The following is a 26874-nucleotide window of genomic DNA, read 5'->3' on the forward strand; positions in this document are numbered from 1 at the left end:
GATTTGGAGGGGGCGGACCAATACCATCGCAACGTTTTCAGCGTTTTTAGCCGCTATCGTTTTGGGCAAAATTTCTCCGAATAGTAGCAGCATTAGCGTGACGCCGACGACAGAGGCGGCGAAACGCCCTGTCAAACCCGTTCCCGTTCAGCGACCCTAACCGATTCCGACAGAAGGGCTTGGACCACTAGAGCCCCACCTAGCACAGTGGGGGGCTACCAAGCACTCCAGGCGGTCATGTCTATGGGACGCGCGCCGGGCCTCACGCGCGGAGCGACACCCTCCGATCACTGCCCCCGCGCACTGCCCCTTCTCAGGTCAACCGCACGCCGGGACCGCCTGTAAACTGAAAGCCCCTGTGCGCGCCTGTGTTCGCATTCGGGGGCGTTTGAAATGTCTCGATTCTATGGCCGTTTCAGCGTAAACGTGCACAGCAACGTGCACAACACGGCGACGGATTGGCCTAGCTAAAGGATGAACGAGGTATCGACCGCCTGCTCCATGGGCAGGGGCGGGTGGGCACGTTAGCTGATCCGACGACGCCTGACGCCCGTGTCGAGGGTCACCGAGGTCGTCCCCATTGCTGCTGAAGCTGAAGTCGTGTCGAGCAGCACTGCTGTGGTGGACGAACAGGGTACAGATTAGCGGGGCTGACTGTCACCAGGAAGACAAGAATCAACCTGAAACTACAGCCTCGAACTCAGCAATCTGCAGGGCCAAAGGTGGGGGGGACCTCTGCACGGATCCCGGTATGTGAGCACGTAAAACGGGTCCCATCTCCCCCTCATACGATTTTGACCCAAAATCTTTTTTCCAAATAGGCGCTTCGAGTCCCACCAAGCCAACGAAAAAGGAGCAGACCCGTGGATGCTGCTGGGGCGGTGATCACGGTGCCGTTGGTGCCGCTGTAGCGGGGGCCACTCGCGCTCCACCGACCCACGCCGCATCTTCTGCGCATGACTGATCCCATCACCCGCCTGAACGGAGCCCTAGATTGGCCACTACTTTGCGACCGTCACTCGACTGCCTGATCTATTCTGAGGGCACCGTAGCTCGTTGGCTACTCGCGTGCAGCCTTCTGCTTTCATTCGCGGGGTGTGGGAGTGATGCGGTAGAACCGGCGGGGCCATCCGGCCCAACAGCGCCGGTAGTTGCGAGTATCGAAGTGTCACCGTCTGCGCAAACCCTTGTGTCTGTCACCGTTGATCAACAGTTCAGCGCGGTGGCGAGAGACGCTTCAGGGACCACGATATCAGGTCAGTCCTTTGCCTGGTCGTCATCGAACGTCGGTGTCGCGACCGTGCACGCTTCGACCGGCCTCGCCACATCCGTGGGGAACGGCACCTCAACGATCACGGCCACTATCGGCGCGGTGTCCGGCACAGGCTCGATCACGGTCCAGCAGGAAGCTGTCGATGTGGTGTTCTCCCCTGACTCGCTCGTGCTGGATCGGTGGGCCGACACGGCTCGCGTGACCGCTCAGGCGGTCGATGCAGCAGGCGCACCCGTTGCAGGAGCGTCTACGACCTGGTCGTCCTCCGATGCCGAGGTGGCTTCCGTTGACGCCTCCGGGCTGATCACGACAGGCGTGGCTGGAGAAGCCGTTATCACTGCTGAGGTCACGGTTGCTGGAGCAAATGCCGCCCCTTCGTCGCAGTCGAGCACCGCTCAAACGGAGTTGATCGCTGAGGCGACGATCCCTGTGCGGGTAGCTTTGCAACGCAACGTGCTGTGCGTCGTCCCAACGACTTTTCCCACACGAGGGCCTGTGGCAGGTCCGCCGACCTTCGACGAGGTGCCGGGAGCTTTCGGCAGCATCGAGACTCGCTACTCGGCTCGTGCACCATACGCTGGCGTGGCAGACTTTGACGGCGATGGAGACCAAGACATCATGTTCCCCAACTTCGACTTTGCGTCGGATAGCCCGGGACGGCTGCTGTTTTGGCGAAACGTCGGCGGTACGTTTGAGGATGCCACGGAGGCGGGGATTCAGGATTCGATTCGAGCAGATCACACGAACCAAGTCCTCACTTCGGATCTAAACGGCGACGGAATCGCGGACTTGGTCTTGGTCCAGGGGGGAAAGGATGCCCCACCGTTCCCGGGAGCCCCGAACGTCCTGCTGTTGTCCCAGGATGGAGGCGCCTTTCTCGATGCCTCCTCAACGAATCTCGTACCCAACCGGCCCGACCAGTTCACGCATGGAGGCGCGAGTGGGGACGTGGATTGCGATGGCGATGTGGACCTATGGACTGGAGAGTCAGGGTCGTTACCCCCCAACTACAGCAACATTTACGTCAACGACGGCTTCGGGCACTTCGTTGCCGAGCCTCTGCGTTTCCCAAGACTTTTCAACGAGAGTAGTCTGCTGGAGGATGGCTCGATGGGGAACTACAACTGGCTGGTCGGCGATTTCTGTGACCTGGACCGAGACGGAGACAACGACCTGTATCTTGGCGGGCAAATTGGGTCGGGGGCGGTTCCACGAGACTTCATCATGGTTAACGACGGGTTCGGCCACTTTCGTAAGGCGCCTGCGGTGTTGCCATCAGACCAAGGTCTCCTACCCGAACGTGTAGTCTGCCGTGACATGAACCTGGATGGGCTACCTGACCTGGTCCTTTTTAGACCTCCGCTATTCCTTCTGTGGTACAATCGCGGAGACCTGGTCTTTGAGGACGTAACCACTGAGGTTTTCGGCGGGAATCCGGGAAGTGGTTTGAGCTTGCAGGTGGCGGATCTGAACGGGGACGGATGGCCCGACATTCATCCAAACTCGGGGAGCCCCCCTATCTTCTACATCAACAACGGCGGGGCCGCCTTTCTTCAAATTGATGCTCCAGGGCCTAGCGCCGAACTCATCGATGCCAACGGTGATGGCAAGCTGGATGTCGTGATCGTTGTCCTCGGGGGGGGTGGTGGTACGATCGCCTTGTGGCTCAACCGCTAACAATAGTGGCGCCTTTGGTCACTGATCGGGGTCGATTCGTCGGGGCTGCTCCCCCTGGCTTCGCGTCTTCGTGGAATCGGTCGGCGAGGATCATCACTTGGAGGTGGCTCACTCAACGTGAGCGTGGCACGGGCGACTAAGATTCAATTAGGACACTACCAACGGTTCGGGAGGGTGTGGCAAAATTGCCACCACCTATCCCCGACACCGGGAAGTCCCGAGAGAAGGCGGGAGCCCGCCCCGTTCCCCTTTTCGTGAAGTGCACGCAGTGTGTACGCACACAATCCACCTTCCGACAAGCGAAGCCATACGAGGCGGTAAAGCCCTATAGGGCTTCGCTTTACCCAATGGGCACTACTGGACTCGAACCAGTGACCCCCTGCTTGTAAGGCAGAGGGGGGCGCGCCCAAGCCTCCCCCTCCTAGCTGGCTGCCAACCCGTTTCGGAGCTACCCCCTCGCCGTGGCCCCGGCCCCGCTGGAACTGGCGAACCGCGTCCCACCGGACCCTATACGGACCCTATAACGCGAAAACGGCCACCCACATAGTAGGAGGCCGCTCCCGTAAGTCGTTGTCCTGTAACGAGTGCCCCGCCAGGGACTCGAACCCCGAACCTACTGATTAAGAGTCAGCAGGCTTTGGTGCCGCCGACACCCGAGCTGGCTCGCGCGCTTCCCCGATGGTTGCCAGATTGCGTCGGTCAGCCGCGCCCAGACGCTCTAGGAACCGATTCCACTTCCCCACCGTGTGCAAACGACCCACACACCGTGTCCGCTGGCCCGCTACCGTGCTGTGCCTGCTCGTTGTGCTCGGCGTTGCCGCTTGCGGACGCGGAGCCCCCGAAGCTGATATCGCAAGCGGTGGCTCGCCCGACGACGACGCCCCCTCGGCGGCCGCGTACGTCTTCACGTACACCGAAGTCCGCACGCGAAACGACTGGGCTCCGGCGCTCGAGGAGTTGCGCGACCAGGCGCTTCCGGGAATCGCCGAGCAGGGTGGTCAGCTCATCGGCGTGTGGCGCGCGGTTCCGCTCGCGGACGATGCGCCGTTCGAGCGACTCGGGCCGAACGAGCTGCTCGTGATGATCGCGTGGCCGGATGGCGCCGCCGAGAGTCCGAGCGACCGGACGGATCGAGCGCTGAACGCGCTGGACGAAGTGATCCAGTCGCGAACTCGCGTGTTCCGGTCCACGGTGCGCCCCGAGCACGTGCGCGAGCTCACCCGGCCCGGCTTTTACGTGCACCGCCTCAACAAGTTCGCCGCGGACGACATCAACACGGTCATCCGACTCAGCGTCGAGGCGTGGCAGACGTTCGAGCCGACCTTTGGAGCCGAGGTCGTAGGACTGTTTCGTGAGACGCCCGATCGCGATGGACAGGCTCAGATGCTCCGCATCGCGTGGTACCGCAGTTACGAGGGTTGGCAGGAATCGCGCATGTTCGGCCGTGACCCCGCGTCTCTGGAGCGGTTTCGCGAGCGAGGGGCGCTACAGCTCGACTCCGAAGGGTTTGCCGGCGCGTTGGCGGTGAACTGAGGAGCCCGACTCGGAGACGCCGGGCTCCCCCTCCACCGCCCCTCCACAGCTTTAGTTCGGTAGGCGCAACGCCACTAGCCGACCTGGCCGTCCGACCTGTACGACGACATGCTGCTGACCCTCGTGCATGTACGTCATCATGCCGTACTGCCCTGGCGAAGGAAGCTCCACCTCGCCGACTTGCATGCCCGTCCGCTTGTCGAAGGCGTTGAGAACCGCCGGTCCGCTCGAGCCTTCGGTCGCGTACAGCAGGTCACCCGCGACCATCTGAATCGAGCTGGCACCGCTGCCCATGCGCGAAAGGTCCACACCCTGCAGCGCGGGGTGATCCCGAACCGCTTCGGGCGCGTCCCCGATCGGGATCCACCAGATGCGCTCGCCCGTGTTCATGTCGAACGCGGACAGGCGGCTGTACGGCGGCTTGTGGATCGGCAGCCCCTGCACCGTACCCATCCCGCCCCCAGGGCCCGCGACCCATTGAGAGATCGTCGTGCCCGTCGTTCGGGGGTTCGCCGGATCGTCCGCCTCGATGCCGAGCGCAACGCTGCCACCGCTACACCGACGCGCCGAAGCCATGTAGAGGATGCCGGTCGACGGGTCGAGTGTCGCGGGGTTCGTGATGTTCAAGCCGCCGTAGCAGCGGATGTTGTCCTCGAAGCCCGTGCTGTGATCGTCGTAGAGCCGCGGCATGAACGGACCGCCCACCTGATACCTGCTGAGGATCTCGAGCGCCTCCGCACGCATCTCGGGGGTGAAGTCGATGACGTCTTCCTCTGGGAGCCCAAATGGCTCCGCAGGCTCAGGGCGCGTGGGGATGGGCTGGGTTGCCGCGGTCCAGTTCCCGGGCACGACGGTCTGTACGACCGGCTCCTCCTCGATCGGCCAGATCGGCTCTCCGGACTCGCGGTCGAACGCGTAGATCATCCCCGTCTTGGATGTCTGGATCACCGCGGAAACCGGCCTCCCGTCCACTTCGAGATCGACGATGATCGGCACGTTCGGGATGTCGTAGTTCCACTGGTCGTTGTGGACCGTCTGGAAGTGCCACACTCGCTCGCCGGTCTCGGCATTGAGCGCGATCACGGTGGTCCCGAACAGGTTGTTGCCCGGCCGGAAGCCCCCGAAGTAGTCGATCGTGGGCGGGTTCGTCGGGATGTACACGATCCCCCGCTCCAGGTCGGCAGACATGGGTGCCCACGAAGAAACGTCTCCCGTGGTCTCCCATGCGTCGTTCAACCACGTCTCGTGCCCGACCTCGCCCGGGCGCGGAATGACGTGGAACTTCCACTTGAAGTCGCCGGTCGCGGCGTCGTACCCGAGGATGTCACCCGGCACGTTCTCGATCCGCGTCTGGTTGTAGCCCTGTTCGGCGGAGTTCCCGACGACCACCGTTCCGTTCACCACGATCGGGGGCGATGACGTCGTGATGAAACCCAGCTCGCGCGGGATCCCGAAGTCCGGATCGTACGGCTCATCCCACGCTTCCCAGGGACCCCAGTCGTCCAGGAGGTCGACGAGCAGGTCGACGACACCGGTCTGGGGGAAGCCCTCGATGGGCACCGGGGCACCGAAGCCCTCGATGTGCCGGCCCGTCTTGGCGTCCAGCGCATGCAGGAAGAAGGCCGGGGAGGTGTAGAAGATCACGCCCCTGCCATCGATCTCTCCGTAGGCGACGCCCTTGCCGTAGTTCTGCCGCATGGAGCGCTCCCAACGAGTCGTGTTCGGCTCGCGGTACGTCCACAGCGTCTCACCCGTCGCGGGGTCGATCGCCGCTACGGTGCGGCGTTGGCCGGCTACCGTGTAGAGGATCCCGTCGATGTACGTCGGGGTCGACTTGAACTGATAGTCTACCGTGGGGCCATAGTTGTTGGCCTGCCAGACCCACGCCACCTCGAGGTCACCGAAGTTGTCGGCGTTGATCTGATCCACGGGCGAATAGCGCGTACCCCACGAGTCGGCGCTCTGGTAGCGCCACTCCCCGTACGGGTTGCCGCGATCCTGCGCGAGTCCCAGCACAGGCACGGTCAACAAGACGGCCAGTGCGAGGGTGAGGCTCTGCGGGAGGCAGGAGGGTCTACGGGACGACGAAGGCATGGTGTTCCTCCTCGACGAGTACGACGGGTCGGCCTTTTTGGCACTGAGCATGGTACTGCGCGGGCGGGGAGTCAGCTAGGCGCGAGGGTCGAGGAGTGCGGGATACGGACTTCGTGGCGAGCGGAGCAGCGTTGATGGTGCGTTCTTGACTCTCAGGATGCTCTGCGCCAGGATGTACATGATTAGGTACAGTTATGCAGTGGAGGGACCAATGGCACGCAGCACCGACATCACCAGCTTCACGGAGCACCGCCGGCACCTCAGAGAACACTTTCGCCAGGTCCGAGAGACCGGCCGACCCCTCTATGTGACCCGGAACGGCAAGACCGATGCGGTTGTCCTGAGCCCGGAAGCATACGACGCGCTCGCCGATAAGGCTGAGCTCGCGGAGAGCCTGGCCATGATCGATCGCGGCATGGAGGACATCCGCGAGGGTCGCTCGCAGCCGGCAAAGACTGCGCTCAAGCGGGTAGCGGATGAGCTTGGGTTGAAACTGGACCGGTGACCAGATACGCGGTCGAGCTCACTGAAGCAGCTCTGGCCGCGATCACCGCCAACGCCAGGTACATCGCCGTCGAGGGCCAGGCGCCCGTGAACGCTCAGCGTTGGCTCGAGCGCATCTGGGATGCCGTGGACTCCCTCGCTCAGTCGCCCAGGCGAGCCGCGAAGGCCGAAGAAAACGCCTACGTCGGGTACGAGGTTCGCCAGCTCGCCATCGATAGCCATCTTCTCCTTTTCACGGTCGATGACCGTCGCTCAAAGGTGTGGATCATCGGGCTCCGGCACGCTCACCGACTTCCACGTCCAGGCGACGTGCCGCGGGGCCAAGCATTACGCGAAGACGGCGACCCCGAGATCTGAAAGGGAGGGGTGACCAGGGGTCGAATACGGCATTCTCGTCGGCGGTGACGAGCCGCGGGGCGAGCTTCGTCCTGTGGCCCCGAAGCCAGGGGCCCTCCAACGCTTCCTCGAAGGGCGGGACGATTGAAGGCCGCCCCGTCGATACGTCTTGCCTGGTCGCGATCGCGTTCGACGAACCGGAGCGGGATGAGATGGTCTCGCGACTGCTCTCGGACGAGATCACCCGCGTACTCCAGACGGCGTGCATGCGGGGCTCCGATCTCTGGCACCTGCCAGCCGCGATCTACGTCACCTCCGAGCCCGGCGACCTCACGTTTCTGACGCTCGACCGCCGACAGGGGGAGGTCGCGGCGGCGCTCGGCTTCAGGGTGTAGTTGCTCCTGCGGGGTGGCTGGCGGAACTTGGCCGGAGGCCACTACGTGAACGCCTCAGACGCGAGCGAGTTACCGATGCATCACTCCCGCCCCCGCACCACCCAGGCCCACCGTGTCCGGCGCGTGCCGTTCGCCATCGCCACTGCGACGCTGCTCGCGACCGCGGGACTCGCGATGAGCCCGCCCGTGCACGACTCGTCGCTCGTCGCGCAGGACGCCCCGCGCTGGCCCGTGGACATCGACGTGGTCGCCAAGATCCGCGAGGAGGGCCTGCAGCGCTCGCAACTTCCGAATACGCTCTCCTACATGACGGACGTGCTCGGGGCGCGCCTCACCAACTCCGACGACATGGATCGGGCTCAGCGCTGGGTCATCGAGGAGATGAGGCGCATCGGCCTCACCAACATCGCTCGCGAGCCCTTCATGGACTACGGGGTGAGTTGGGACAACGAGTACGTCTCGCTGCACATGCTGGCACCCGACTACTCCCCGCTCGTCGCGTACCCGATCGCTCACACCCCCGGCACCGACGGCAAGCAGCGCTTGAGCGTGGTCATAGGGAACGTGCGCACGCGTCATGACTTGGAGCGGTATCGCGGTCGGCTGCGGGGCATGGCCGTCATGTCGTCGCCCCCACCGACGATCGACCTGACGCGCTTCGCCACGGGCACGCCCCGGCGGACCGACGAGGAGATGCGTGCCCTCGCAGAGGACGTCATCGTGCCGCCTTCAGGACCCGACCCGTATTTCTCTCGCCTGTATCCGCCCACGCCGGTCAACCCGGAGATTCTGACCGCCGCGGAGAGGTTGGAGTTCTACGTATCCGAGGGGGCGGCCGTCGTCCTCGAATCGAATAGCGGCTGGCCCGGTGCCGTCCGCGGCTTCGCACGCCCGGGCGCCAAGATCGATCGCTGGGCGCGCGATGAGACGCTGGCCTCGGTGCCGATCATCGCCATCACGCCCGAGCACTACAACCGCATGTACCGAGTGCTGGCCCGCGACATCCCGGTCGAGATCGAAGTCGAGGTCCGGAATCGCCACGGCGCCGACGTGAGCCAGGCGAACAACGTCATCGGGGAGATCCCAGGGAGCGATCGGGCCGACGAGGTCGTCATGCTCGGCGCGCACTTCGATACCTGGCACGCCAGTCCCAACGCTTCCGACAACACGTCCGGCGTTGCCGTGATGCTCGAAGCGATGCGGATTCTGACCGCGATCGGCGCCGAGCCGCGACGCACCATCCGGATCGCGCTCTGGTCCGGAGAGGAGCAGGGCCTCTGGGGATCGCGCGCCTACGTCCGCGACCACTTCGGCGATCCGAGCGATCCGGCCGTCGGGAAGAAGGACGCGTACGACAAGTTCTCCGTGTACTTCAACCAGGACTATGGACCGGGTCAGTACCGTGGAATCTGGCTGCAGGGCAACGAGCATGTGCGCGCCCCGTTTACAGCGTGGATGGAGCCGCTGCGTGACATGGGGATGACGACGATCTCCCCTCAGGGCGTGGGGAGTACGGATCACGTGCCCTTCGACGATGTCGGACTGCCCGCGTTTCAGTTCCTCCAGGCGCGCGTCGGCGGGACCGGTGGTCACACGAACCTCGATTTCTTCGACACGATTCCGCTCGACGACCTGAAGAAGAACGCTGTGATCATGGCGGTGTTCGTCTACCACGCCGCGATCGCGGAGCACGTGATGCCGCGTGCGGGGAACCGCTAGAGCGGCCGGGCCACGTCTGAAGCGGCTGCCAGGATCCGCTGATCCGCCGAAACGAGCTCGCACTCCAGCTCCCGAGCCAATACCACGAACTCGGCGTCGTAGGCGCTGAGACCGAGGGATGCCGCGACAGCCAGGACTTCGGAGCCGTCCACTGCTCCGATCCGGTCAGCGAGGATCGCCAGGGCGTCATCGTGCATGGCCTTCGCATCTGAGAGTTCCACCCATTCGCGCCGGACGAATCCCGTCAGAACGTTCCGCAATTCACTGAGCAAGATCGATGGAGCGGCCCAGTCCGACTCGGTTCGGAGTAGCGCGGCGGCCCGATCACCGTGGTCCTCAGAGCCCGTGACGACGTACACCATCACGTTGGTGTCTACGACGATCACGCGCGACCCGTGTCCTTCAGATCGCTGAGTAGCCGGTCGTCGAAACGCGGCATGCGAAGTCGAGCGGTGCGTGCCGCGACTCGGGCCAAAATCACTTCTGCGTCGGTGGCGGAAGAGCGAAGGGAGGCTTCGAGACGAGTAAGAATCTCACCGTTGAGACTGCGATGGTTACGCTTCGCGGCCTCTTTCAGCGTCTGATACATACCTTCGGGGACTCCTCGCAGCGCCAGGTTCGCCATTCTCGACCTCAATATGCTATCGTTATGATAGTAATATGATACACATGAAGGCCGTCCAGATGAAGATCTCCGGGATGAAAGATCTCCGAGATATGGGGCTCCTACATGCTCGTATAGGGCCAACCCTTTCTTTCGGCTCGCCCGCCGTCGGCCTGCCTACTCGACTGAATGCCGCAACGCCGGAAACACCTTCGAGACCTTCCCCAGCACGTAGTCCCCGTACGTGCCCTCGAAATCGTGCACGCTTGCGTGGTCCCAGCGTTTGTCCGCGTCGTTTGCCGGAAGCGTTACGCCGCTCAAGTCGATCGGTCTCACGTGCGCATCGAATCCAGGGTCGAAGAAGAACGGAAACGACAGGCGCCCTCGCCCGGAGACGTTCAGCACGCGGTGAGGCGTGGAGCGATAGAGCCCGCGGGTCAGGCGGTCGAGCATGTCCCCGATGTTGCATACGAAGGAGTTCGCTACGGGTCGTGCGTCGATCCAACGGGACTCGGTTCTTACCTGGAGACCGCCCACGTCGTCTTGCCTGAGGATCGTGAGCACGCCGTAGTCGGTGTGCTCGCCCACGCCCCACTGCTGCTCGCGAGCCGGTACGGGTGGGGCGGGGGGGTAGTGGAAGATCCGGAACAGCGTGAGCGGATCAGCCATGTACCCGGCGCGGAAGTAGTCGGGCTCCAGAGCGAGGCTCATGGCGATGCCCCGCATGAGTGCATGACCCAGGTCGGTCAGCGCCGCCATGTACTCCAGGATCGTGTCCCTGAAGCCGGGGAGTCCCGACGGGAACAGATTCGCTCCGTGGAGCGGAACGCCGGCCCGCACTCGCCGATCGTCGTCACCGAGCTCGGCGCCGAAGTAGAGCCCCTCCTTGAGGTCCGGCCTGCCCGACGTGAGCTCGCCGCCCACGGGGAAGTATCCGCGCCATGCATTGCCCGCGAGCTCCATCCGGATTTCGAGCTTCGTCTCGGGATCTTGCGCGAAAAAGCTGTGGGCGAGCTCGTCCAGCCGGCGCTGAAGGTCCTCGCTCACACCGTGCCCCACGACGTAGAAGAAGCCCTCGAGCCGGCACGCCTCGCCCATGGCGGAGCTCACGGCTCCCTCGTCGCCCACGCCGGTGACCAGTGGCGCGACGTCGATGATGGGGACCTGGAACGAGCTACGGTACTTCATCCTGCACGGTAGAGCGGGCTTGGGGGCGAGAGCAAGGCGCTCGCGACTGACGGTCCACCGGCGCCCGCTTCCTTGTCTGCCCGGCCCGCGCATCGGATGTTGGCTTCGGTGTGAAAACATCGGTTTGAAACCAACAGGGCCGACATGAAGAAGAGGAAGCTGACGCTGGCGATGATAACGTCGCTGGTCGTGGCACTGAGCTTGGCTGGACGATCCCCGACGACCCGGTCGCCGTGTACGAGTCGGGCCGCCAGCACGACATGCCGCTCGTCGTCGGCATGAACGGCGACGAGGGCTCGATGTTCACGCGCCGGATGGGGATCGAAGATGTCGCCAGCTTCGAGGCACATATACGCAGCGTGTATCGTTCATGAACCGACGCGACTTTTTATCGCTCAAGACCGATCGCGGAAAGGAGATCCTCCACCTCTCCTGCGAGCGGCTCTACATGTGCTGCCTCAACACCGGGTTGACCGGCGCTGAGCAAGACGAGCGCTTCGACCCCGTGGCCGATGGCGAGCCGCCGGCAGCGCTCGATGAGCGCACGACGCGGCAACTGTTCCACAATCTTGACCGGGTCCTCCGGGACGTGGATGTCCTGCGCGTCCTGGACCGCGAGTGGCTGTCCAACGAGGAGTTCAGCCTCGAGTTCGAGGCTCTTCTGACGTCCTTCCGGGCGCGCGGTGGGCGAGTGGAATTCGCCGACGCGTTTGCGCACTGACGCGCCCCGCATTAGGCGTTACCCACACGAGCCACCGAATCAACAGGGAGATCGACATGCGACCCTCCGCCGCCAGAGTGATCCTAGCACTTGCCGCCACCGCGTTCCTCGCCGGGGCTGCGAGCGCACAGGTCACGACTCGCCTCTACGACCACGTCCACATGTCGGTCCCGGACCCGCAGGTTGCGGCCCAATGGTACCATGACCACATCGGCGGCGAGTGGGTCGACGGAAGGACCGATCGGCTGCTGTTCGGCACGACCCGGATCATGTTCCTCCCGAACCGAGGCGATCCCAGAAAGCCGAGCGCCGGCGGGGCGATCGACCACCTCGGGTTCTCGTTCCCGGATCTGGCCGCCAAGGTCGACGAGGCGGAGGCCGCGGGCGCGACCGTCACGACGCCCGTTCGTGACGTGCCCAATCTCTTCAAGCTGGCTTTCATCGTCGATCCGTGGGGCACTCGACTCGAGTTCATCGAGGACGCGCAACACCTCGGGTTCCATCACATCCATCTACGGGCGCCAGACCCGAAGGAGACACTCCAGTGGTACGAGGACACCTTCGGCGGAGTGCGCATGAACCTGAGGGGACGTCTGGACGGCATCCTGTACCCGGGCAACGTCTGGATACTCGTCCAGCAAGGAGAGACCTTCCCGAGCAGTGAAGGCACGATCGACCACATCGGTTGGCGTGCACCCGACGCGGCCCCCACGCTCGCCGATCTGACAGCCAGAGGCATCGAGATCACGTCAGCCCCGCGAGAGATGACGCTCCCGAGCGGGATGATCGAGTTCTTCTACGTCGCCGGGCCACACGGCGCGAGGGTCGAGCTCGTCGACCGGGCACCCGACATGAGATGAGCCGACATTGGCTTCCCACTTGCGGTATAGGAGGAGCAGTGATGTCGCACGCGAGCCGAGTTCTGATTTGTGTCGCAGCGGTCGCGCTTGGGGCGGCGAGCGCAGACGCCCAAGAGGTGTCCTACCGCCTCGTCGACGGCTGGGCGCAGTTACCGGACGGCGTGGAAGCGTGGGGACAGACCATCGGGGTCGAGATCGGCGCCGACGGGAATCTGTGGGTCTTCCAACGATGTTTCGCGAACAACTGCGTGGACGGCCGCGAAGACGTCACGCCCATGCTCAGGTACGAGCCATCGGGCAGGCTCGTGGACAGCTGGGGTGCGGGCATGTTCGTGTGGCCGCACGGTTCTACCCTCGACGCGGACGGGAATCTCTGGACGACCGACGCGCAGGGACGGGATGGCATGGGCCACCAGGTCTTCAAGTTCAGTCCGGACGGCACGGTACTGATGACGCTCGGCACCGCGGGTGTGGCCGGCGACGGGCCGAGCACGTTCAACGGTCCGGCTGACGTCGCGATCGCGCCGAACGGCGACATTTTCGTGGCCGACGGCCACGGCAACAACCGGGTCGTGAAGTTTTCGAGCGATGGGGAATTCCTCATGGCCTGGGGCTCGGAAGGCACCGGCCCGGGCGAGTTCGACGAGCCACACACCCTCGCCTTCGACTCCAGAGGGAGGCTGTTCGTCGGCGACCGCGTGAATCAGCGGATTCAGGTCTTCGACCAGCAGGGAAACTTCCTGGATGAGTGGCCGGACATCATGGCGAGCGGAATTCACATTACCGCGGACGACGTCATCTATGTGGCCGACTACCAGCTGAGAGAGGGCATCGTGATCGCGAACGCCACCGACTTCTCGGAGATCGGTTTCATTTCTGAAGCGCTGGCCGAAGGCGTGACCGTGGACGCTGCGGGCAACGTGTATGCCGGAGAAGTCTCGTCCCGCAATCTGAAGAAGTTCGTCCGAAACGGGCGGTGAGCGCCGCCAGCCGAGACGGTGTCATGACGCGCAGAGCGCTGTTGCTTTCGCTGCCGGCGTTTGCCCTTTCCCGCCGCTTGCTCGCGCTGGAACAGGCCGCTCCGCTCCGCGTCCGAGGGCTGCACCAGGTGACGCTCGCCGTATCGGATCTGGAGCGCTCGTTGGAGTTCTACCAGGGGCTCTTCGGCATGCCAGTCCAAGCGCGTCGGGCGGGCACGATCGTCCTCCGCATCGGCGACGGACCGCGCTTCCTCGCGCTCACCGACGCGGGCGACAGTCCGCCGCGCATCGATCACTTCGGCATGGCGGTCGAGGACTTCGACGTCGATCGCGTCGTGCGTATCCTGGGCGGCCACGGGGTCACCGCGGCGAGTGGAGGCCAAGGGCTGAGAAGTGGCCTGAGCGGGGGCGCGATGAGCGTGCGCGTCACCTCGAGAGGAAACACGCGCGAAGTCCACCTGGGCGATCCCGACGGTCTCGTCATTCAGCTGCAGGATCCGAGGTATTGCGCCGGTGGCGGTCCGCTCGGCGATGTGTGCATGGACGCTGAGCCCGCGCCGGGGCCCGCGCCGGGGCGGGGATCGCTCACGCCCGTCGGACTGAGCCACTTCACGATCAACGTTACCGATCCACGTCGCACGAACGCGTTTTATCAGCAGACGTTCGGCCTGGACACCCAGACCATGCAGGCCGCCACGCCTGCGCTCGGCGTAGGGCCAGGCGAGCACTTCCTGATGTTCATTGGGGTCGGCGGTGGCGGTGGCGCTGCCCGCATCAACCATGTCTGCCTCACGGTGGAGGACTTCGACGTGGAGCGCGTTCAGAGCGTGCTGGAGGAGCACGGCGTCACTCCGAGAGACGGCGGACCCGGACCACTGCGGCACTGGATATCCCTGCGCATGCCAAATCGCGGTGGCGCGCCGGAAGGCACGCCGGAGCTCTACTTCAGCGACCCCGACGGCCTATCTATCCAGCTGCAGGACCCGACGTACTGCGGTGGCGGCGGGTACCTGGGCGACGTGTGCTAGCCTACATGCCTAGGTTCTCATACCACCTGATCATGCCGCCCCTGCCGGTGCAGATGATGTCGGGCCGACCGTCCTGATTCATGTCCCCGCCCACGCAGCCGTTCATGGCGAACTCGCTCTCGATGCGCACGTAGGTCCATTCACCCGTCGCGGGATCTTCCGGCGAGAAGAACACGTGCACGCCCGGCGTGGCATTGGGGTTGTTCTCAGTCACGCGACTGTTGTCGTTGGCCACGATGTCCGCCCGGCCGTCGCCATTGAGGTCGAGCACGGCGATCTCGTGTCCGCTGGTGACCTTGTCGAAGATGACGCGGCGCTGCCACGCGCCACCGGACTCGGTATAGACGACCACTTCGTTCCCGTGCCAAGGCTCCACGGAGGCCACGATACGCCTACCGTTGCTCATGCCAACGCCGACGTCACTCGCGCCGAGTCTGGGGGCCGCGTCGACGTGGCCGTTCGAGATGACCTCCTTCTCGAACGTCATCGCGGCGCCCATACCGGAGGCGCGATAGAGCGTGATGCCCTCGAAGCTCGCGACGAGGATTTGGTCGCGGCTTCCCGCATCCCACCGGACGGTGCGCACGCGGTGGATGATCCCGGGAATGTCGGTGGCGATAGTGCCGCGATGCCAACCGTCCTGCCCGTACCAGAAGACCGATGCCTGGTCCTGGTCATAGGTGGGCGCGAGGCTGCCGTGCCCGAGGAGCGCGGCATTGACTAGCTCCAGCTTACCATCGCCGTCGAGGTCGGCCCACGTCACGTGGTGTGAGGTGGCCCACCGGTCGATCGGCTCAGCCTTCCATGCCATCCCCGGATCGCCCTGGCTTCTCGCGATCCAGTTGATTCCCTCGCTGTTCGCTGGCACCATGGCGAACGAGCTCTGGAACGCCACTTCGGGGATGCCGTCGCCGTCGATGTCGGCGATCGCCAGGTTCACGATGGAGCGCGTGTCGGCAACGATCACATGACGCTCCCAGGTGGGATTCTCGAGCCACGCGACTTCGGGCACGCCCAACGAGTTGGCCATCACGTCGAGCCGACCGTCGTTGTTGAAGTCGGCCACCGCGACGGCGTAGCCGCCCCGGATCTCGGCGATATCATGCGCCCGGAATCGAACCGGGGCGGTGGAGGGTGACTGTGCTGATACGGCGGGCACGCCGATGGCCAGGGCCGCGGCTGTCATGAGAGTAAGGCTCTTCAGAAGCATGGGAGGGCACCTCCGTGGGCTTGCGCCGTCGTATCCACCGACTGGCTCCCTCACATCAGAAGTGTCTCGCGCGGCGTGGGCAAGGGGCGTGCTCTGCGAAGACCTCATCTGCACGGATTCCTGGGCATCTTGAGTCCGCTCGGCCGCTGCGCCGTCCCGCTTATCGCGTCAGCGCGGCCAATCGCCCCACGAGGCCCTGCGCGGCTCTCCCCAGATTCGTCGCGCCACCCTGATAGTTGCGCAGCAGTACCACGCCGATGCGCGCGTCCGGGTCGACCGCCATGTGCGCGGTGTACCCGGCGACCGAGCCGCCGTGGCTGACGATCTTGTTGCCGTCCCCATCGGCCCTGACGGAGAAGCCAAGGCCGTACCCGCGGCTCGGGTCCTCGGGCGTCTGGACCGAGATCATCTCCAGGCGGCTCGCTTCGGAGAGAATGCGCAGCCCCGGCACGCCTGCGATCGCGCCGAGCAGGCGCCCGAGATCGGCCACCGTCGAGTACACCCCCCCGTTGGGGACCTTATAGCCTCGGCCTTCGTGCTCCCGGGCCGGCTGCTCGGCGTCGATGGATCCGTCTCGTCGATTCACATAGCCGGTAGCGAGCCGCGGTTCCAATTCGCCTCCCACGACGACGAACGATGAGCCCGTCATGCCGAGCGGATCGAAAACCTCCGACTGGACCATGTCCATGAACGGTTTCCCGGCCGCCCTGGAGAGCGCGAGCCCGAGCGCACCGAAGCCGATGTTGGAATACTGATAGCGCGCGCCCGGAATGGAATCGTACGCGGTGTTTTCGAGCGACTCGACGATGCGCTCTTCCCACAACTCGAGCCGGCCCCGGACCATCTCGGCCACGTTGGTCGGTTCGCGAATCAGGCCGGCCGTATGGCTCGCGAGGTGCCGGAACGTCACAGTCTCCGCCCCGGGCCGCTTGTCGCTCACGCGCGCGAACTCCGGCAGGTACCGCTCGACGGGCTCGTCGAGTGCGATGACCCCCTGGTCCACGAGGCGCATCATCAGCACCGCGGTCACGGACTTCGAGATCGAGCCGGTACGCGATACCGCGGAGGGAGACATCGGAACGCGTCCGTCACGATCGGCCCAGCCGAAGCCCCGGGCCCACACCAGGTCACCGTCGACCACGATGCCGGCGGCGATACCGCCCACGTCGTCCTCGGACACCTGCACCGAGAGCTGCTCGGCGAAGTCTGCGATCTCGCGATCCCACGCAGCGTTCTGGGCAGCGACCGGTGTCCCGACCAGCGCCGAGACCAGCAGCAGTCCGAGCAGCCACCGACGGCGCTCCGCGATTCGGCTCCCACGCTCCTTCATCTTGATCGCCTCACTGTCCATATCCTCCCGTGCTCCGCGAAACGATACCTTGGGGCCCGTTGAGAGTAGGACCGGGCGTCGGGGAGCACCACCGAGAGGGGGACCCCATGGAGGAGCTACGCCTTGCACGCCTCGAAGAGCTTCACCATGTCGAGGTAGACGTTGAACTCGCGGGTGAGCCGGAATCCCGCCGTGCGGAGGTTGTCGGCGGTTCGGCGGTTGATGTTCGGTCCCATCATCCTGGCGACCGGGTTCATCAGATCCGTCACGAAGCCCAGGTAGAAGTTGGAGGGGCGCACGTGCTCGAACATCAGGAGCGCGCCGTCGTCCTTGAGAACGCGGCGGAGCTCCCGAAGTCCTTTGACCGGGTCCGGGACGGAGCAGAAGGTGCACGAGGTGACGACGGTGTCGAAGTGAGCGTCGGGGTCGTCGAGATGCGTGACGTCCGCCTCTGTCAGCGTCACTGGAGCCGGACACTCACCCACCTTGTTCTCCGCCACCTCGAGCATGCTCGGAGAGAAGTCGATGGCGGTCAGCTCGATGTCGGCAGGGAAGTACTTGAAGTCGACGCCAGTCCCCGCGGCCACCAGAAGTGTCTTTCCCTTGGCCTTGCCGAACAGATCCCGCTTGAACCGGCCGTAGCGCGCTTCCTCTCCGCGCAGGCCGGCGTCGAGGAACTTCGCTGCCTTGTTCCACTTGGCGATCGCGCGGTCGTTCATTCGCAGCTCACCTCGCCATGCAGAGCGCCGTCGGCCACGTGCAGGAGGAGCTGGACTGCCAGCCCCGTCAGCGCGCCCACCAGCGCTACCCGAGCCGGCCCTTGAGAATCGGTCATGACGCCGAGCATTCCCGCGAGCATGCCGATCTGCATCGACATCATCAAGATCTCGAATCCGCCGAGCAGCCATGAGAACAGGCCGAGCAGGGGGAACGCGGACGCCATGCCTATGACCATGCCCGCGAGCAACGCGAAGGGCGTGGGAAGGAGATCGGGAACGAGGAAGGAGGATGCCAGGGCGGCGACGGCGCCGAAGGATACGGCGGCAGAGTAGTCGAAGGCTCGAATGGCGACGGGCTCGGCTTTCATCAGCGGATCCGGTAGGAGCCTGAAGGCGGGGCTTGGGTGTGCCTGTCGGAGTGGGTCGCGGAATGAGTCAATCTACTCGTTCTGCCGCTGCCTCCCGCTGGCGGATACGGGAGAAGGTTCGGAGTATTAGTCGACCTACCCATTGAATTGCTGAACTGCCTCCCCAGCGATCAGCGGAGGAGTCTCATATGAAGTCGTCGCGGAGCTTGTTGCTCTTGGTGAGCGCCCTGTCCACGGTGGCCGTCGCCGCGCGCACCACGGCCCAGAGCCCGGACGCCATTGCGGGTGCCCTGGGCGACCTGGAGTGGCGCCATATCGGACCGGTGAACATGGGAGGTCGCGTTTCGGCCATTCTCGGCGTTCCCGGCGATCCCAGGACCTTTTGGGTCGGCGGCGCCGACGGTGGCGTTTGGAAGACCAGCAACGGTGGCGTCACGTTCGAGGGGCAGTGGCAGGACGAAGAAGCGTACTCCGTCGGCGCGCTCGCGCTCGCGCCCTCCGACCGCAACGTCGTCTGGCTCGGCTCTGGAGAAGGGGATCCGCGGAACTCGGTGTCGTACGGGCTCGGCGTGTGGCGCTCGACCGACGGCGGCGCCAACTGGTCGCATCTCGGGCTCGAGGACACGGAGCGCATCAAGAGGATCGTCGTCGACCCGAGGGACCCGGACGTCGCGCTCGTGTGCGCGATGGGGCACCAATGGGGTCCCAATGCCCAACGAGGTGTCTTCAAGACCACCGACGGCGGCCAGAACTGGACCCACGTGCTCTTCGTCGACGAAGACACGGGCTGCTCGGACATGGACATCGACCTGTCGAATCCGCGCAATGTGTACGCCGGTATGTGGACGTTCCGGCGTCGCCCGTGGCGCTTCGACGACGGAGGCAAGGAGACGGCTCTGTACGTGTCGCGCGACGCGGGGGACACGTGGCGCAAGGTGACCACCACGCCGGACGAGCCCATGGCTCGAATCGGGATCAGCGTCGCACAGTCCCGGCCGAACATCGTCTATCTCATCACCGAGTACCCGACGGCGGGATCGCTCTTCCGATCGGAGGACTACGGCGAGACGTGGACGATGATCAACGACGACAAGAACACGATCAACTTCCGCCCGTTCTATTACTCCGACGTGTTCGTCGACCCGAGTGATCACAACACGCTGTTCACGCTCTCCGGGGGCATGGCGAAGTCCGTCGACGGCGGGCGCACCTTCCGGCGTATCGCCCAGGGTGTGCACGGCGATCACCAGTCCTTCTGGATCGATCCGGAGGACGGCGAGCACATTCTGTCCGGCAGCGACGGCGGAATGCAGGTGTCGAACGACGGCGGGGCGAACTTCCACATCTTTCGCAATGTCAGCCTGGCGCAGTTCTATCACGTGGCCGTCGACGACCGAGACCCCTACTACGTGTGCGGCGGACTGCAGGACAACGGCAACTGGTGTGGGCCGTCGCAGATGAACGAGAACGCGGGCATCGTGCCGGGCGCGTGGTACACGGTGAGCGGTGGCGACGGCTTCCATACGGTCCCGGTTCCCGGGCGGCCGAATCTGGTGTACTCCAACGCGCAGGGCGGCTACTTCCGCATCACCGACACGGACTCGGGCCAGATCCGGTCCATCGAGCCGTTCCCGCTCATGATCGGCTCACAGGGCCAGGGCATGTTCCAGGCGCGGTACCGGTTCAACTGGGACGCGCCGATTCACATCTCCCCCCACGACCCCGGAACAGTGTACTGGGGTGGCAACGTACTCTTCAGAAGCCGGGACTACGGGCACAGCTGGGACATCATCAGCCCCGACCTCACCACCGACGATCCCGAGAAGCAGCTCGACTCGGGCGGTGAGATCTACAACGACAACACCGCGGCCGAATTCCACACCACGATCCTGACCATCGCCGAGTCCGAAGTGGAGGCGGGTGTGATCTGGGTGGGGACCGACGACGGCAACGTCCAGATCACACGGGACAACGGTGCCTCGTGGACCAACGTTCGAGACCGCGTGCCTGGACTGCCGGCCGAGACCTGGATCGGCAACATCGAGGCCTCCCCCACGGAGGCGGGCACCGCGTTCATGGCGGTGGACAACCACAGGCTCGACGATTTCACGCCGCACCTCTACGAGACCACCGACTATGGTCGGAGTTGGCGTGATCTCTCCGCGGGGCTGCCCCAGGACGACTACGTGAAGGTCGTTCGTCAGCACCCGTCGAACCCCAACCTGCTCTTCGTGGGCATGGACCGCGGTCTCTACGGTTCATGGGACCGCGGTGAGCACTGGGTCGACATCCGCGGAAACATGCCGCGCGTGTCGGTGCGGGGGATCAAGATCCAGCGCCAGTACAACGACCTGGTCGTTGGCACGCACGGTCGGGGCGCGTGGATTCTGGACGACATTCAGCCGATGGTCGAGATGGCCGAAGCGCTCCGGAGCGACGCACACATGTTCGATATCCGCAACGCCACAGAGTGGGAAACGTGGGGCAGGGGAAGCAGCCTCGGACAGAGCTTGTTCACGGGTGACAATCCCCAGCCGGGCGCGTGGATCCACTTCTACTTGTCGGACGACGTGGCGGCGTCCCTCCCCCGAGCCGGTGTGACCGTGCGCATCACGGACCCGAGCGGCCAACTCGTGCAGGAGGTCCCCCATCGAGAGGCGCGGGCAGGCATCAACCGGGCCGTGTGGAATCTCTCGTGGACCGGCGCCGAGCCGATTCCCGGACAGCAGGGCGGCGGCGGCCGTGGCGGCGGCTTCTTCGGTGGTGGCGGGGGACCTCCCGCGGTTCCCGGTGCTTACACCGCCACGATCGAGGTCGGCGGACGTGAGCTCTCGAAGGACTTCGTGCTGCGAGGCGATCCGAACGTCGCGGCTTCTCAAGCCGTGTACACCGAGCGCTTCACCGCAGCCATGAGGGTCCGTGATCTGGAGACTCAGCTCAACCAGATGGTCGGTACGATGGTGGACCTCAACGGCCAGATCGGCGGGCTTCTCGAGTCGATCGACGGGAAGGACCTGTCGAACGAAGCGCAGATCCGTGAGACGGCAGGACAGGCGCAGGGAGCGCTGACGGGACTCGAGGCCGAGGTACGTCGGCCGGTGGGGTCGATGAACTACCGCGACTGGCCGCGCCTGATCGAGCAGTTGCGGAGGATTTCCGGCAGCATCCAGGGCCCGCAGGCTCGCCCGACCGTGGGGCAGATGGAGGTGCTGACCGAGGTCGAGGTGGCGGCAGCTCGGAGGGCGGAGGAGCTGAGCGTGATCGTCAACGGCGTGATCGCGGACCTCAACGAGCTGCTCGAGGACGCTCCGAAAATCCTCACCAACTGGCGGCGCGTCATCAGCTAGCGGACAGCCGACCACTCGGCTGTCTGCCTACTGCCGGCCACCTCCCGTCCACCCCGGACCCCGGACCACCCGGCCCGGGGTCGCCTCGGTATGCTCACCGTCACGCAGTACCTGCCCGCCGTTCACGAACACATGCACGACGCCGGTCGAGTACTGGTGCGGGTCCTCGAACGTCGCGTGGTCGATGATGGTGGCGGGGTCGAAGACAACGACGTCCGCGTAGTAGCCCTCGGCGAGCAGGCCCCGATCCGCGATGCCCAGGTTCGTGGTCGGAAGCGACGTGAGCTTACGGATCGCTTCTTCCAGCGGGATGACGCCTTCTTCGCGCACGTATTTTCCGAGCAGCCGCGCGAAGTTTCCGTAGGCTCTGGGGTGCGTGCTCACGTCGGTGAAGGGAGGCTCGGGCGCCATCGAACCCGCGTCGGAATCGAAGGAAACCCACGGCAGAGCGATCTGCCGCTTCACGTTGTCCTCGGACATCAGGAAGTACACGACCTGGACGCGGCTCCCGTCCTCGACCACGAGGTCCATCGCGGTCTCTTGGGCTGATGTGCCCCGTTCCGCCGCCACCTCCCCCAGCGTGCGGCCGGTGTAGTTGCGCAGGCCTGGATTCCGGAACCCGACGAGCAGCGTGCCTTCGGGAGTGGCGCCCTGCATGAGGTTCTCCCAATCGTCCTGCTGCGCGACCATCTCGGCCGCGACGCGGGCTCGGACGCCAGGGTCGCGAAGGCGCTCAGCCCACGCGTCGTATCCGCCCTCCTGTACCCACGGGGGCATCGCCGCATCGAGTCCGGTCGATCCTGCGGTGTAGTTGTACATGTCGGCCGTGATGCGCAGGCCCTCGGCGCGCGCTGACTCGACCATCTCGATGACCTGGTCGAGCTTACCCCAGTTCCGCTCGCCGGCTGCCTTCAGGTGGTAGATCTCTGCCGGCAGCCCTGCTTCGCGTGAGATGCCGATCAATTCCTCGACGGCCTCGAGCAGCCGGTTGCCCTCGCTGCGCATGTGGGAGATGTACATGCCACCGTACTCGGCGGCGACGGAGGAGATCGCGACGAGCTCGTCCGTATTGGCGTAGAACGCCGGCGCATAGATGAGCGAGGAGCCGATGCCCATGGCGCCCTCGCGCATGGCCGCATGTACGAGCTGCCGCATGCGTTCGAGCTCTTCCTCATTCGGAGGTCGGTCCGCGTAGCCCAGCTCGTGGATGCGCGCGGTGGTCGCGCCGAGGAACGAAGCGACGTTGGTCGAGATTCCCTTGGTCTCCAGGAACTCGAGGTACTCACCCAGCGTCGTCCACGGCACCTCGACCGCGCCCCCGAGCAGCTCGGCCGCGCGCTGCTCGGAGCCGACGAAGTCCACGAACCTCTCCAGCCACTCTTCTTTCATGGCGTCGTTCATCGGCCCCATGGAGTTGCCCTCACCGAACACTTCGAGGGTGACACCCTGGCGGAGGTCGCCCTGCGAACGACCATCGACGATGAGGGACTCGGTAGCCCAAGAGAGCATGTTCACGAAGCCCGGCGAGACCGCCAAACCGGACGCGTCGACCACCCTCTCAGCGGTCGCGCCGGCGAGGTCTCCGACCGCCACGATGCGGTCTCCGTCGATCGCCACGTCCCCTATGAACGATGCCGCACCGGAGCCGTCGTAGATGGTTCCCCCGCTGATGAGGAGATCGTAGGTGGCAGCGTCGGTGCACGCCGCGGTGGCTGCGAGCACCGTGGCGATGGACAGCATCCGTCTGATCATGCGGGTCTCCCTCGCTTCGTATTTCGACGGTTCTCCGCCGACGTCGACTCAGTGGTCGGTCGGCCGGGGCAACATAGGGCGGTAGCGATGCCGCGGGCGAGATGGCCAGAGAGGCCGTAGGTTGCCTCGCATGATACGTAAAGGCCGTACTTCCTTGATCCCGGTGCTCCTGCTGGCGCTCGCGTGCCAGGTGGAGCCGACTGAAGACTCGCGTGCGTCCGCCGACCTTCCGCCTCTGGACGGACCTCGACCCAACGTCGTCGTGATCGTCGTCGACGACCTGCGCTGGGACGAGTTCGGCGCCGCGGGGCACCCCTACCTGCAGACGCCGAATATCGACCGGCTCGTGGCCGAAGGTGCCATGTTCGAGAACTCCTTCCACGCGGTGCCGCTCTGTTCGCCGAACCGAGCCAGCCTGCTGACGGGCCAGTACCCGTCCCAGCACGGCATCATCGACAACGTGGCCAGGAACCGGGTCAGCCATCGCTTGAAGACCTTCCCTCGGGCGCTGCAAGCGGACGGCTACGACACCGCCTTCCTCGGCAAGTGGCACATGGGCAACGACCCGACGCCGCGACCGGGCTTCGACTACTGGGTTGGTCTGCCGGGTCAGGGGCGCTCCGAGAACCCCGAGTTCTTCGAGGATGGTCGACTGCACGAGGTGGAGGGATACACGACCGACCTGTTGACCGAACGCGCGATCGACTTCATCGAACGCGACCGTGACGGGCCATTCCTGGTGTACATTGCTCATAAGGCGGTGCATCCCGACGTGACCCAGTTCGATGACGGATCGACCGGGGGTTCACGCGGATACATCCCGGCTCCGCGTCATGTCGGCGAGTACTCCGACGAAGTCTTTCCCAGGCGGCCGAACGGGGTGGAGACGCTGGCGGACCTCGACGACAAGCCCGCCATCCAGCGCGCGCTGGCGTATCGAGCGACCGGGGACGTCACAGCGATTTACGGGGAGGTCGAGGCGCCCAAGACCGCCGAGCGTACGATCCGCCGTCGTGCGGAGATGCTGCTCGCGGTCGACGATGGCGTTGGTCGCCTGCTGGAGACGCTCGAGCAGCGCGGGGAGCTCGACAACACCGTCTTCGTCTTCACGAGCGACAACGGCTTCTTTTACGGCGAGCATGGCCTCACGAGCGAGCGCCGCCTTCCGTACGAGGAATCGATCCGGAACCCGCTCGTCATCCGGTATCCGCCAGCCGTGGAGGCCGGATCGCGTCCCACCGCGCTCGCGCTCACCGTCGATCTGGCGCCCACGATTCTCGAGTTCGCCGGATCGGAAATCGGGGACCACATTCAGGGTCGCTCCCTCGTTCCGGTGCTGCGAGGGGACGACTCGAATTGGCGGGAGTCGATATTGATCGAGTTCTACACGTACGAGAATCCGTTCCCGCACCTCATGGACATGGACTACCGCTCGATTCGCACCGACCGGTACAAGTACATCCACTGGGTACAGCACCCGGGCCTGGACGAGTTGTACGACCTGGAAGCGGACCCGTACGAGATGACGAATCTGGTGAACGATCCGGGTTCCGCCGAGCTGAGGGCGGAGCTACGCGAGCGGCTCGGCCAACTCGTGCTCGGCGCGATGGGGTTGGGCGCGGAGGGCGCTCGCTAGCGAGTCTGGGTCGCTGCGAGGGCGCCTGCGGGAGGAGTAGCAAGCAGCCTGGCACCCGTCCGCCGTGTATCTTTGGCGCTCCACTGCCTCACCAACTCGGAGACCACCATGAACCGCCTGACCCGTCCGCTGACCGTCCTGTCCGTTCTCGCCATGGCGGCGTCGCTTTCTGCGCCCCTGGCGGAGCCGATCGCGGCGCAGTCGACACCCGACGGCTTCAAGACGGAGATCCAACGGCAGTTCGGAGCGTCGGCCAGGAAGGCGGTCATGCTCGCCGAAGCGATGCCGGCCGAGAAGTACGGCTGGAGTCCCGGAGAAGGAGTGGCATCCGTCGCGAGGGTCTACATGCACATAGCCCGCTACAACTACATGTACCTGGAGCAGAGCATGGGCATCGAATCGCCGATGGGTCAGGACGCGTACATGCGTTGGGAGGACGACGTGACCGCGCGCTTCCAGGCGAAGACGGCGTCCGCCGCGGACAAGGAATGGATCGTCGGGGTCCTCAGCGCCTCGATGGACCACGTGCGCGACAACCTCGAGTCGATGTCTGAGTCGGACTTTGCAATTTCCACCCGGCTGTACGGCCGGCAGGTCCAGAAATGGGCGGTCATGCTGCAGCTCGTCGCGCACATGAACGAGCACTTGGGACAGTCGATCGCGTATGCCCGCATGAACGGTGTCGTGCCGCCGTGGTCCAGATAGAGGATCGCCGGCGCTACGCGCTGGCCCTCGTCTCGCTCTTCGCACTGAGCGCTTGCGGCGGAGAGTCGTCGGAAGCCGCGACGGACGGTACTTCTGCCACAACGCCGCCGGTCACCTCGGCGGCTCAATCCGTCGCGATCCGGCTCTGGGCGGAGGGTCAGCCGGCCTTCGGCATCTTCGTGCCAAGTGAGCGCCCGCGCGGCGAGCGTGGGCCGGCCGGTGAGCGCCCGCCCGCGCTATACACCACCGAGGGCGGCACCGAGCTCGGCCGCAACGACTTGCTGGACTACCTGTTCCTGAACCTCGAGGGGTCGTACGACGCCGAGGCTATATCCGCTATCTCCAGCGGGCTCGGCAACGAGGGGACTTCTGAGAGGAAGACCTTGCTCGTGCGCATTCCGCCGATCTCGGCGGACGGCCCCGAGGCGGCGCGGGCGCGCGTCGTCGAGGCGCTCGAGCGCGGCGCGGACGGCGTCGTATTGCCACACGTGCGCAGTGCCGAAGAAGCGGCGCTCGCGGTGAGCTTCTTCACGGACGCGGGAGCCGACGTGTGGTCGCCCACGAACCCGACGGGGACCACGATCGCGATGATCATGATCGAAGATCCTGGCGCGTTGGCGGAGGTTCGGGCGATAGCGGATACGCCAGGGTACAGCGTTCTCGCCTGTGGCATCGGCAGTCTGACCCGTGCGCTCGACGGCGACCGGGAAGCCGCCGAGGCCGGGAACCTGGAGGTGCTCGGGCACGCGACACGGATCGGTATGCCGGACATGATTACCGCCAACAGCGACGACGTAGCACGCCGGATCGAGGAGGGATTCCTGGGACTGCTCATGAACGGACCCCAGGCCGACGAGGCGATCAGGGTCGGGCGGGCGGCGGTGGGGCGCTAGCC

25 protein-coding genes and 2 tRNA genes are annotated in these 26874 nt (G+C 65.1%); 15 read left to right on the forward strand and 12 right to left on the reverse strand.

The window, feature by feature from the left end; genetic code table 11:
* Positions 1-93 (reverse strand): DUF21 domain-containing protein (locus IIB36_15410; GenBank protein ID MCH7533125.1); only part of this gene is annotated, 93 nt, incomplete at its 3' end.
* A 1096-nt stretch (positions 94-1189) separates the two neighbouring features.
* On the opposite strand from IIB36_15410, the gene IIB36_15415 reads away from it, so the two are divergent.
* Complete coding sequence (locus tag IIB36_15415) at positions 1190-2950, forward strand: VCBS repeat-containing protein (GenBank protein ID MCH7533126.1); 1761 nt, start codon at positions 1190-1192, stop codon at positions 2948-2950.
* A 348-nt stretch (positions 2951-3298) separates the two neighbouring features.
* On the opposite strand, the gene IIB36_15420 is transcribed toward IIB36_15415, so the two are convergent.
* Together IIB36_15420 and IIB36_15425 are read right to left on the reverse strand one after the other, a co-directional pair.
* Positions 3299-3389: transfer RNA gene (locus tag IIB36_15420), tRNA-Val, on the reverse strand.
* 146 nt (positions 3390-3535) lie between these two features.
* Positions 3536-3613 (reverse strand) — tRNA-Lys (locus tag IIB36_15425).
* 123 nt (positions 3614-3736) lie between these two features.
* Here IIB36_15425 and IIB36_15430 point away from each other — a divergent pair.
* Positions 3737-4483 (forward strand): hypothetical protein, encoded by a 747-nt coding sequence (locus IIB36_15430; protein MCH7533127.1) that lies wholly within the window; start codon positions 3737-3739, stop codon positions 4481-4483.
* Positions 4484-4534: 51 nt separating this feature from the next.
* On the opposite strand, the gene IIB36_15435 is transcribed toward IIB36_15430, so the two are convergent.
* Positions 4535-6577, reverse strand: coding sequence for a PQQ-binding-like beta-propeller repeat protein (locus IIB36_15435; protein MCH7533128.1), 2043 nt, complete (start codon positions 6575-6577; stop codon positions 4535-4537).
* Positions 6578-6788: 211 nt separating this feature from the next.
* Here IIB36_15435 and IIB36_15440 point away from each other — a divergent pair, with 211 nt between their 5' ends.
* The 4 genes from IIB36_15440 to IIB36_15455 all read left to right on the forward strand — a co-directional run bounded on the left by IIB36_15440 (position 6789) and on the right by IIB36_15455 (position 9531).
* Positions 6789-7082: a type II toxin-antitoxin system Phd/YefM family antitoxin gene (locus IIB36_15440; protein MCH7533129.1), complete on the forward strand. Its 294-nt coding sequence runs from the start codon at positions 6789-6791 to the stop codon at positions 7080-7082.
* Positions 7079-7438 (forward strand): type II toxin-antitoxin system RelE/ParE family toxin, encoded by a 360-nt coding sequence (locus IIB36_15445; GenBank protein MCH7533130.1) that lies wholly within the window; start codon positions 7079-7081, stop codon positions 7436-7438. The genes IIB36_15440 and IIB36_15445 overlap by 4 nt, the downstream gene beginning before the upstream one ends.
* A gap of 191 nt (positions 7439-7629) precedes the next feature.
* Positions 7630-7812 carry a hypothetical protein gene (locus IIB36_15450; protein MCH7533131.1) on the forward strand — a complete coding sequence of 61 codons (183 nt, stop codon included), beginning with the start codon at positions 7630-7632 and terminating at the stop codon, positions 7810-7812.
* 45 nt (positions 7813-7857) lie between these two features.
* On the forward strand, positions 7858-9531 hold the full coding sequence (locus IIB36_15455) for a M20/M25/M40 family metallo-hydrolase (protein MCH7533132.1): 1674 nt from the start codon (positions 7858-7860) through the stop codon (positions 9529-9531).
* Here IIB36_15455 and IIB36_15460 read toward each other — a convergent pair.
* The 3 genes from IIB36_15460 to IIB36_15470 all read right to left on the reverse strand — a co-directional run bounded on the left by IIB36_15460 (position 9528) and on the right by IIB36_15470 (position 11323).
* Entirely contained in the window at positions 9528-9917 is a 390-nt protein-coding gene (locus IIB36_15460) for a type II toxin-antitoxin system VapC family toxin (protein MCH7533133.1), read from the reverse strand. The genes IIB36_15455 and IIB36_15460 overlap by 4 nt on opposite strands.
* Positions 9914-10120, reverse strand: coding sequence for an Arc family DNA-binding protein (locus tag IIB36_15465; protein MCH7533134.1), 207 nt, complete (start codon positions 10118-10120; stop codon positions 9914-9916). Before IIB36_15465 ends, IIB36_15460 begins: the two co-directional genes overlap by 4 nt.
* A 192-nt stretch (positions 10121-10312) precedes the next feature.
* On the reverse strand, positions 10313-11323 hold the full coding sequence (locus IIB36_15470) for an isopenicillin N synthase family oxygenase (GenBank protein ID MCH7533135.1): 1011 nt from the start codon (positions 11321-11323) through the stop codon (positions 10313-10315).
* 233 nt (positions 11324-11556) lie between these two features.
* Here IIB36_15470 and IIB36_15475 point away from each other — a divergent pair, with 233 nt between their 5' ends.
* The 5 genes from IIB36_15475 to IIB36_15495 are packed head-to-tail and all read left to right on the forward strand — an operon-like array spanning position 11557 to position 14912.
* Entirely contained in the window at positions 11557-11697 is a 141-nt protein-coding gene (locus IIB36_15475) for a hypothetical protein (protein ID MCH7533136.1), read from the forward strand.
* Positions 11694-12044 carry a hypothetical protein gene (locus IIB36_15480; GenBank protein MCH7533137.1) on the forward strand — a complete coding sequence of 117 codons (351 nt, stop codon included), beginning with the start codon at positions 11694-11696 and terminating at the stop codon, positions 12042-12044. Before IIB36_15475 ends, IIB36_15480 begins: the two co-directional genes overlap by 4 nt.
* 56 nt (positions 12045-12100) lie before the next feature.
* Positions 12101-12904, forward strand: coding sequence for a VOC family protein (locus IIB36_15485; GenBank protein MCH7533138.1), 804 nt, complete (start codon positions 12101-12103; stop codon positions 12902-12904).
* Positions 12905-12945: 41 nt separating this feature from the next.
* A complete protein-coding gene (locus IIB36_15490) occupies positions 12946-13884 on the forward strand; it encodes a hypothetical protein (GenBank protein ID MCH7533139.1) in 939 nt (312 codons plus the stop codon).
* A gap of 23 nt (positions 13885-13907) precedes the next feature.
* Positions 13908-14912 (forward strand): VOC family protein, encoded by a 1005-nt coding sequence (locus tag IIB36_15495; GenBank protein ID MCH7533140.1) that lies wholly within the window; start codon positions 13908-13910, stop codon positions 14910-14912.
* A gap of 1 nt (position 14913) precedes the next feature.
* On the opposite strand, the gene IIB36_15500 is transcribed toward IIB36_15495, so the two are convergent.
* From IIB36_15500 to IIB36_15515, 4 genes are all read right to left on the reverse strand, one after another.
* On the reverse strand, positions 14914-16122 hold the full coding sequence (locus tag IIB36_15500; protein MCH7533141.1) for a VCBS repeat-containing protein: 1209 nt from the start codon (positions 16120-16122) through the stop codon (positions 14914-14916).
* A gap of 160 nt (positions 16123-16282) precedes the next feature.
* A complete protein-coding gene (locus IIB36_15505; GenBank protein MCH7533142.1) occupies positions 16283-17473 on the reverse strand; it encodes a beta-lactamase family protein in 1191 nt (396 codons plus the stop codon).
* A 95-nt stretch (positions 17474-17568) separates the two neighbouring features.
* On the reverse strand, positions 17569-18171 hold the full coding sequence (locus IIB36_15510; protein MCH7533143.1) for a class I SAM-dependent methyltransferase: 603 nt from the start codon (positions 18169-18171) through the stop codon (positions 17569-17571).
* Positions 18168-18539 (reverse strand): hypothetical protein, encoded by a 372-nt coding sequence (locus IIB36_15515; protein MCH7533144.1) that lies wholly within the window; start codon positions 18537-18539, stop codon positions 18168-18170. Before IIB36_15515 ends, IIB36_15510 begins: the two co-directional genes overlap by 4 nt.
* A gap of 188 nt (positions 18540-18727) precedes the next feature.
* Between IIB36_15515 and IIB36_15520 the strand changes: the two genes are divergently transcribed.
* Positions 18728-21886, forward strand: coding sequence for a hypothetical protein (locus IIB36_15520; GenBank protein ID MCH7533145.1), 3159 nt, complete (start codon positions 18728-18730; stop codon positions 21884-21886).
* Between the two features lie 27 nt (positions 21887-21913).
* On the opposite strand, the gene IIB36_15525 is transcribed toward IIB36_15520, so the two are convergent.
* The gene (locus IIB36_15525; GenBank protein ID MCH7533146.1) at positions 21914-23626 is read right to left on the reverse strand and encodes a D-aminoacylase; all 1713 of its coding nucleotides are present in this window, start codon (positions 23624-23626) and stop codon (positions 21914-21916) included.
* Positions 23627-23768: 142 nt separating this feature from the next.
* Between IIB36_15525 and IIB36_15530 the strand changes: the two genes are divergently transcribed.
* From IIB36_15530 to IIB36_15540, 3 genes are all read left to right on the forward strand, one after another.
* A complete protein-coding gene (locus tag IIB36_15530; protein MCH7533147.1) occupies positions 23769-25274 on the forward strand; it encodes a sulfatase in 1506 nt (501 codons plus the stop codon).
* A 108-nt stretch (positions 25275-25382) separates the two neighbouring features.
* Positions 25383-25979 carry a DinB family protein gene (locus IIB36_15535; GenBank protein MCH7533148.1) on the forward strand — a complete coding sequence of 199 codons (597 nt, stop codon included), beginning with the start codon at positions 25383-25385 and terminating at the stop codon, positions 25977-25979.
* Positions 25967-26872, forward strand: a complete 906-nt coding sequence (locus IIB36_15540) for a host specificity protein (protein ID MCH7533149.1) — start codon at positions 25967-25969, stop codon at positions 26870-26872. Before IIB36_15535 ends, IIB36_15540 begins: the two co-directional genes overlap by 13 nt.
* The last annotated feature ends 2 nt before the right edge of the window (positions 26873-26874 follow it).

This window comes from Gemmatimonadota bacterium, from assembly GCA_022560615.1.
Classification (GTDB): domain Bacteria; phylum Gemmatimonadota; class Gemmatimonadetes; order Longimicrobiales; family Gaopeijiaceae; genus UBA1138.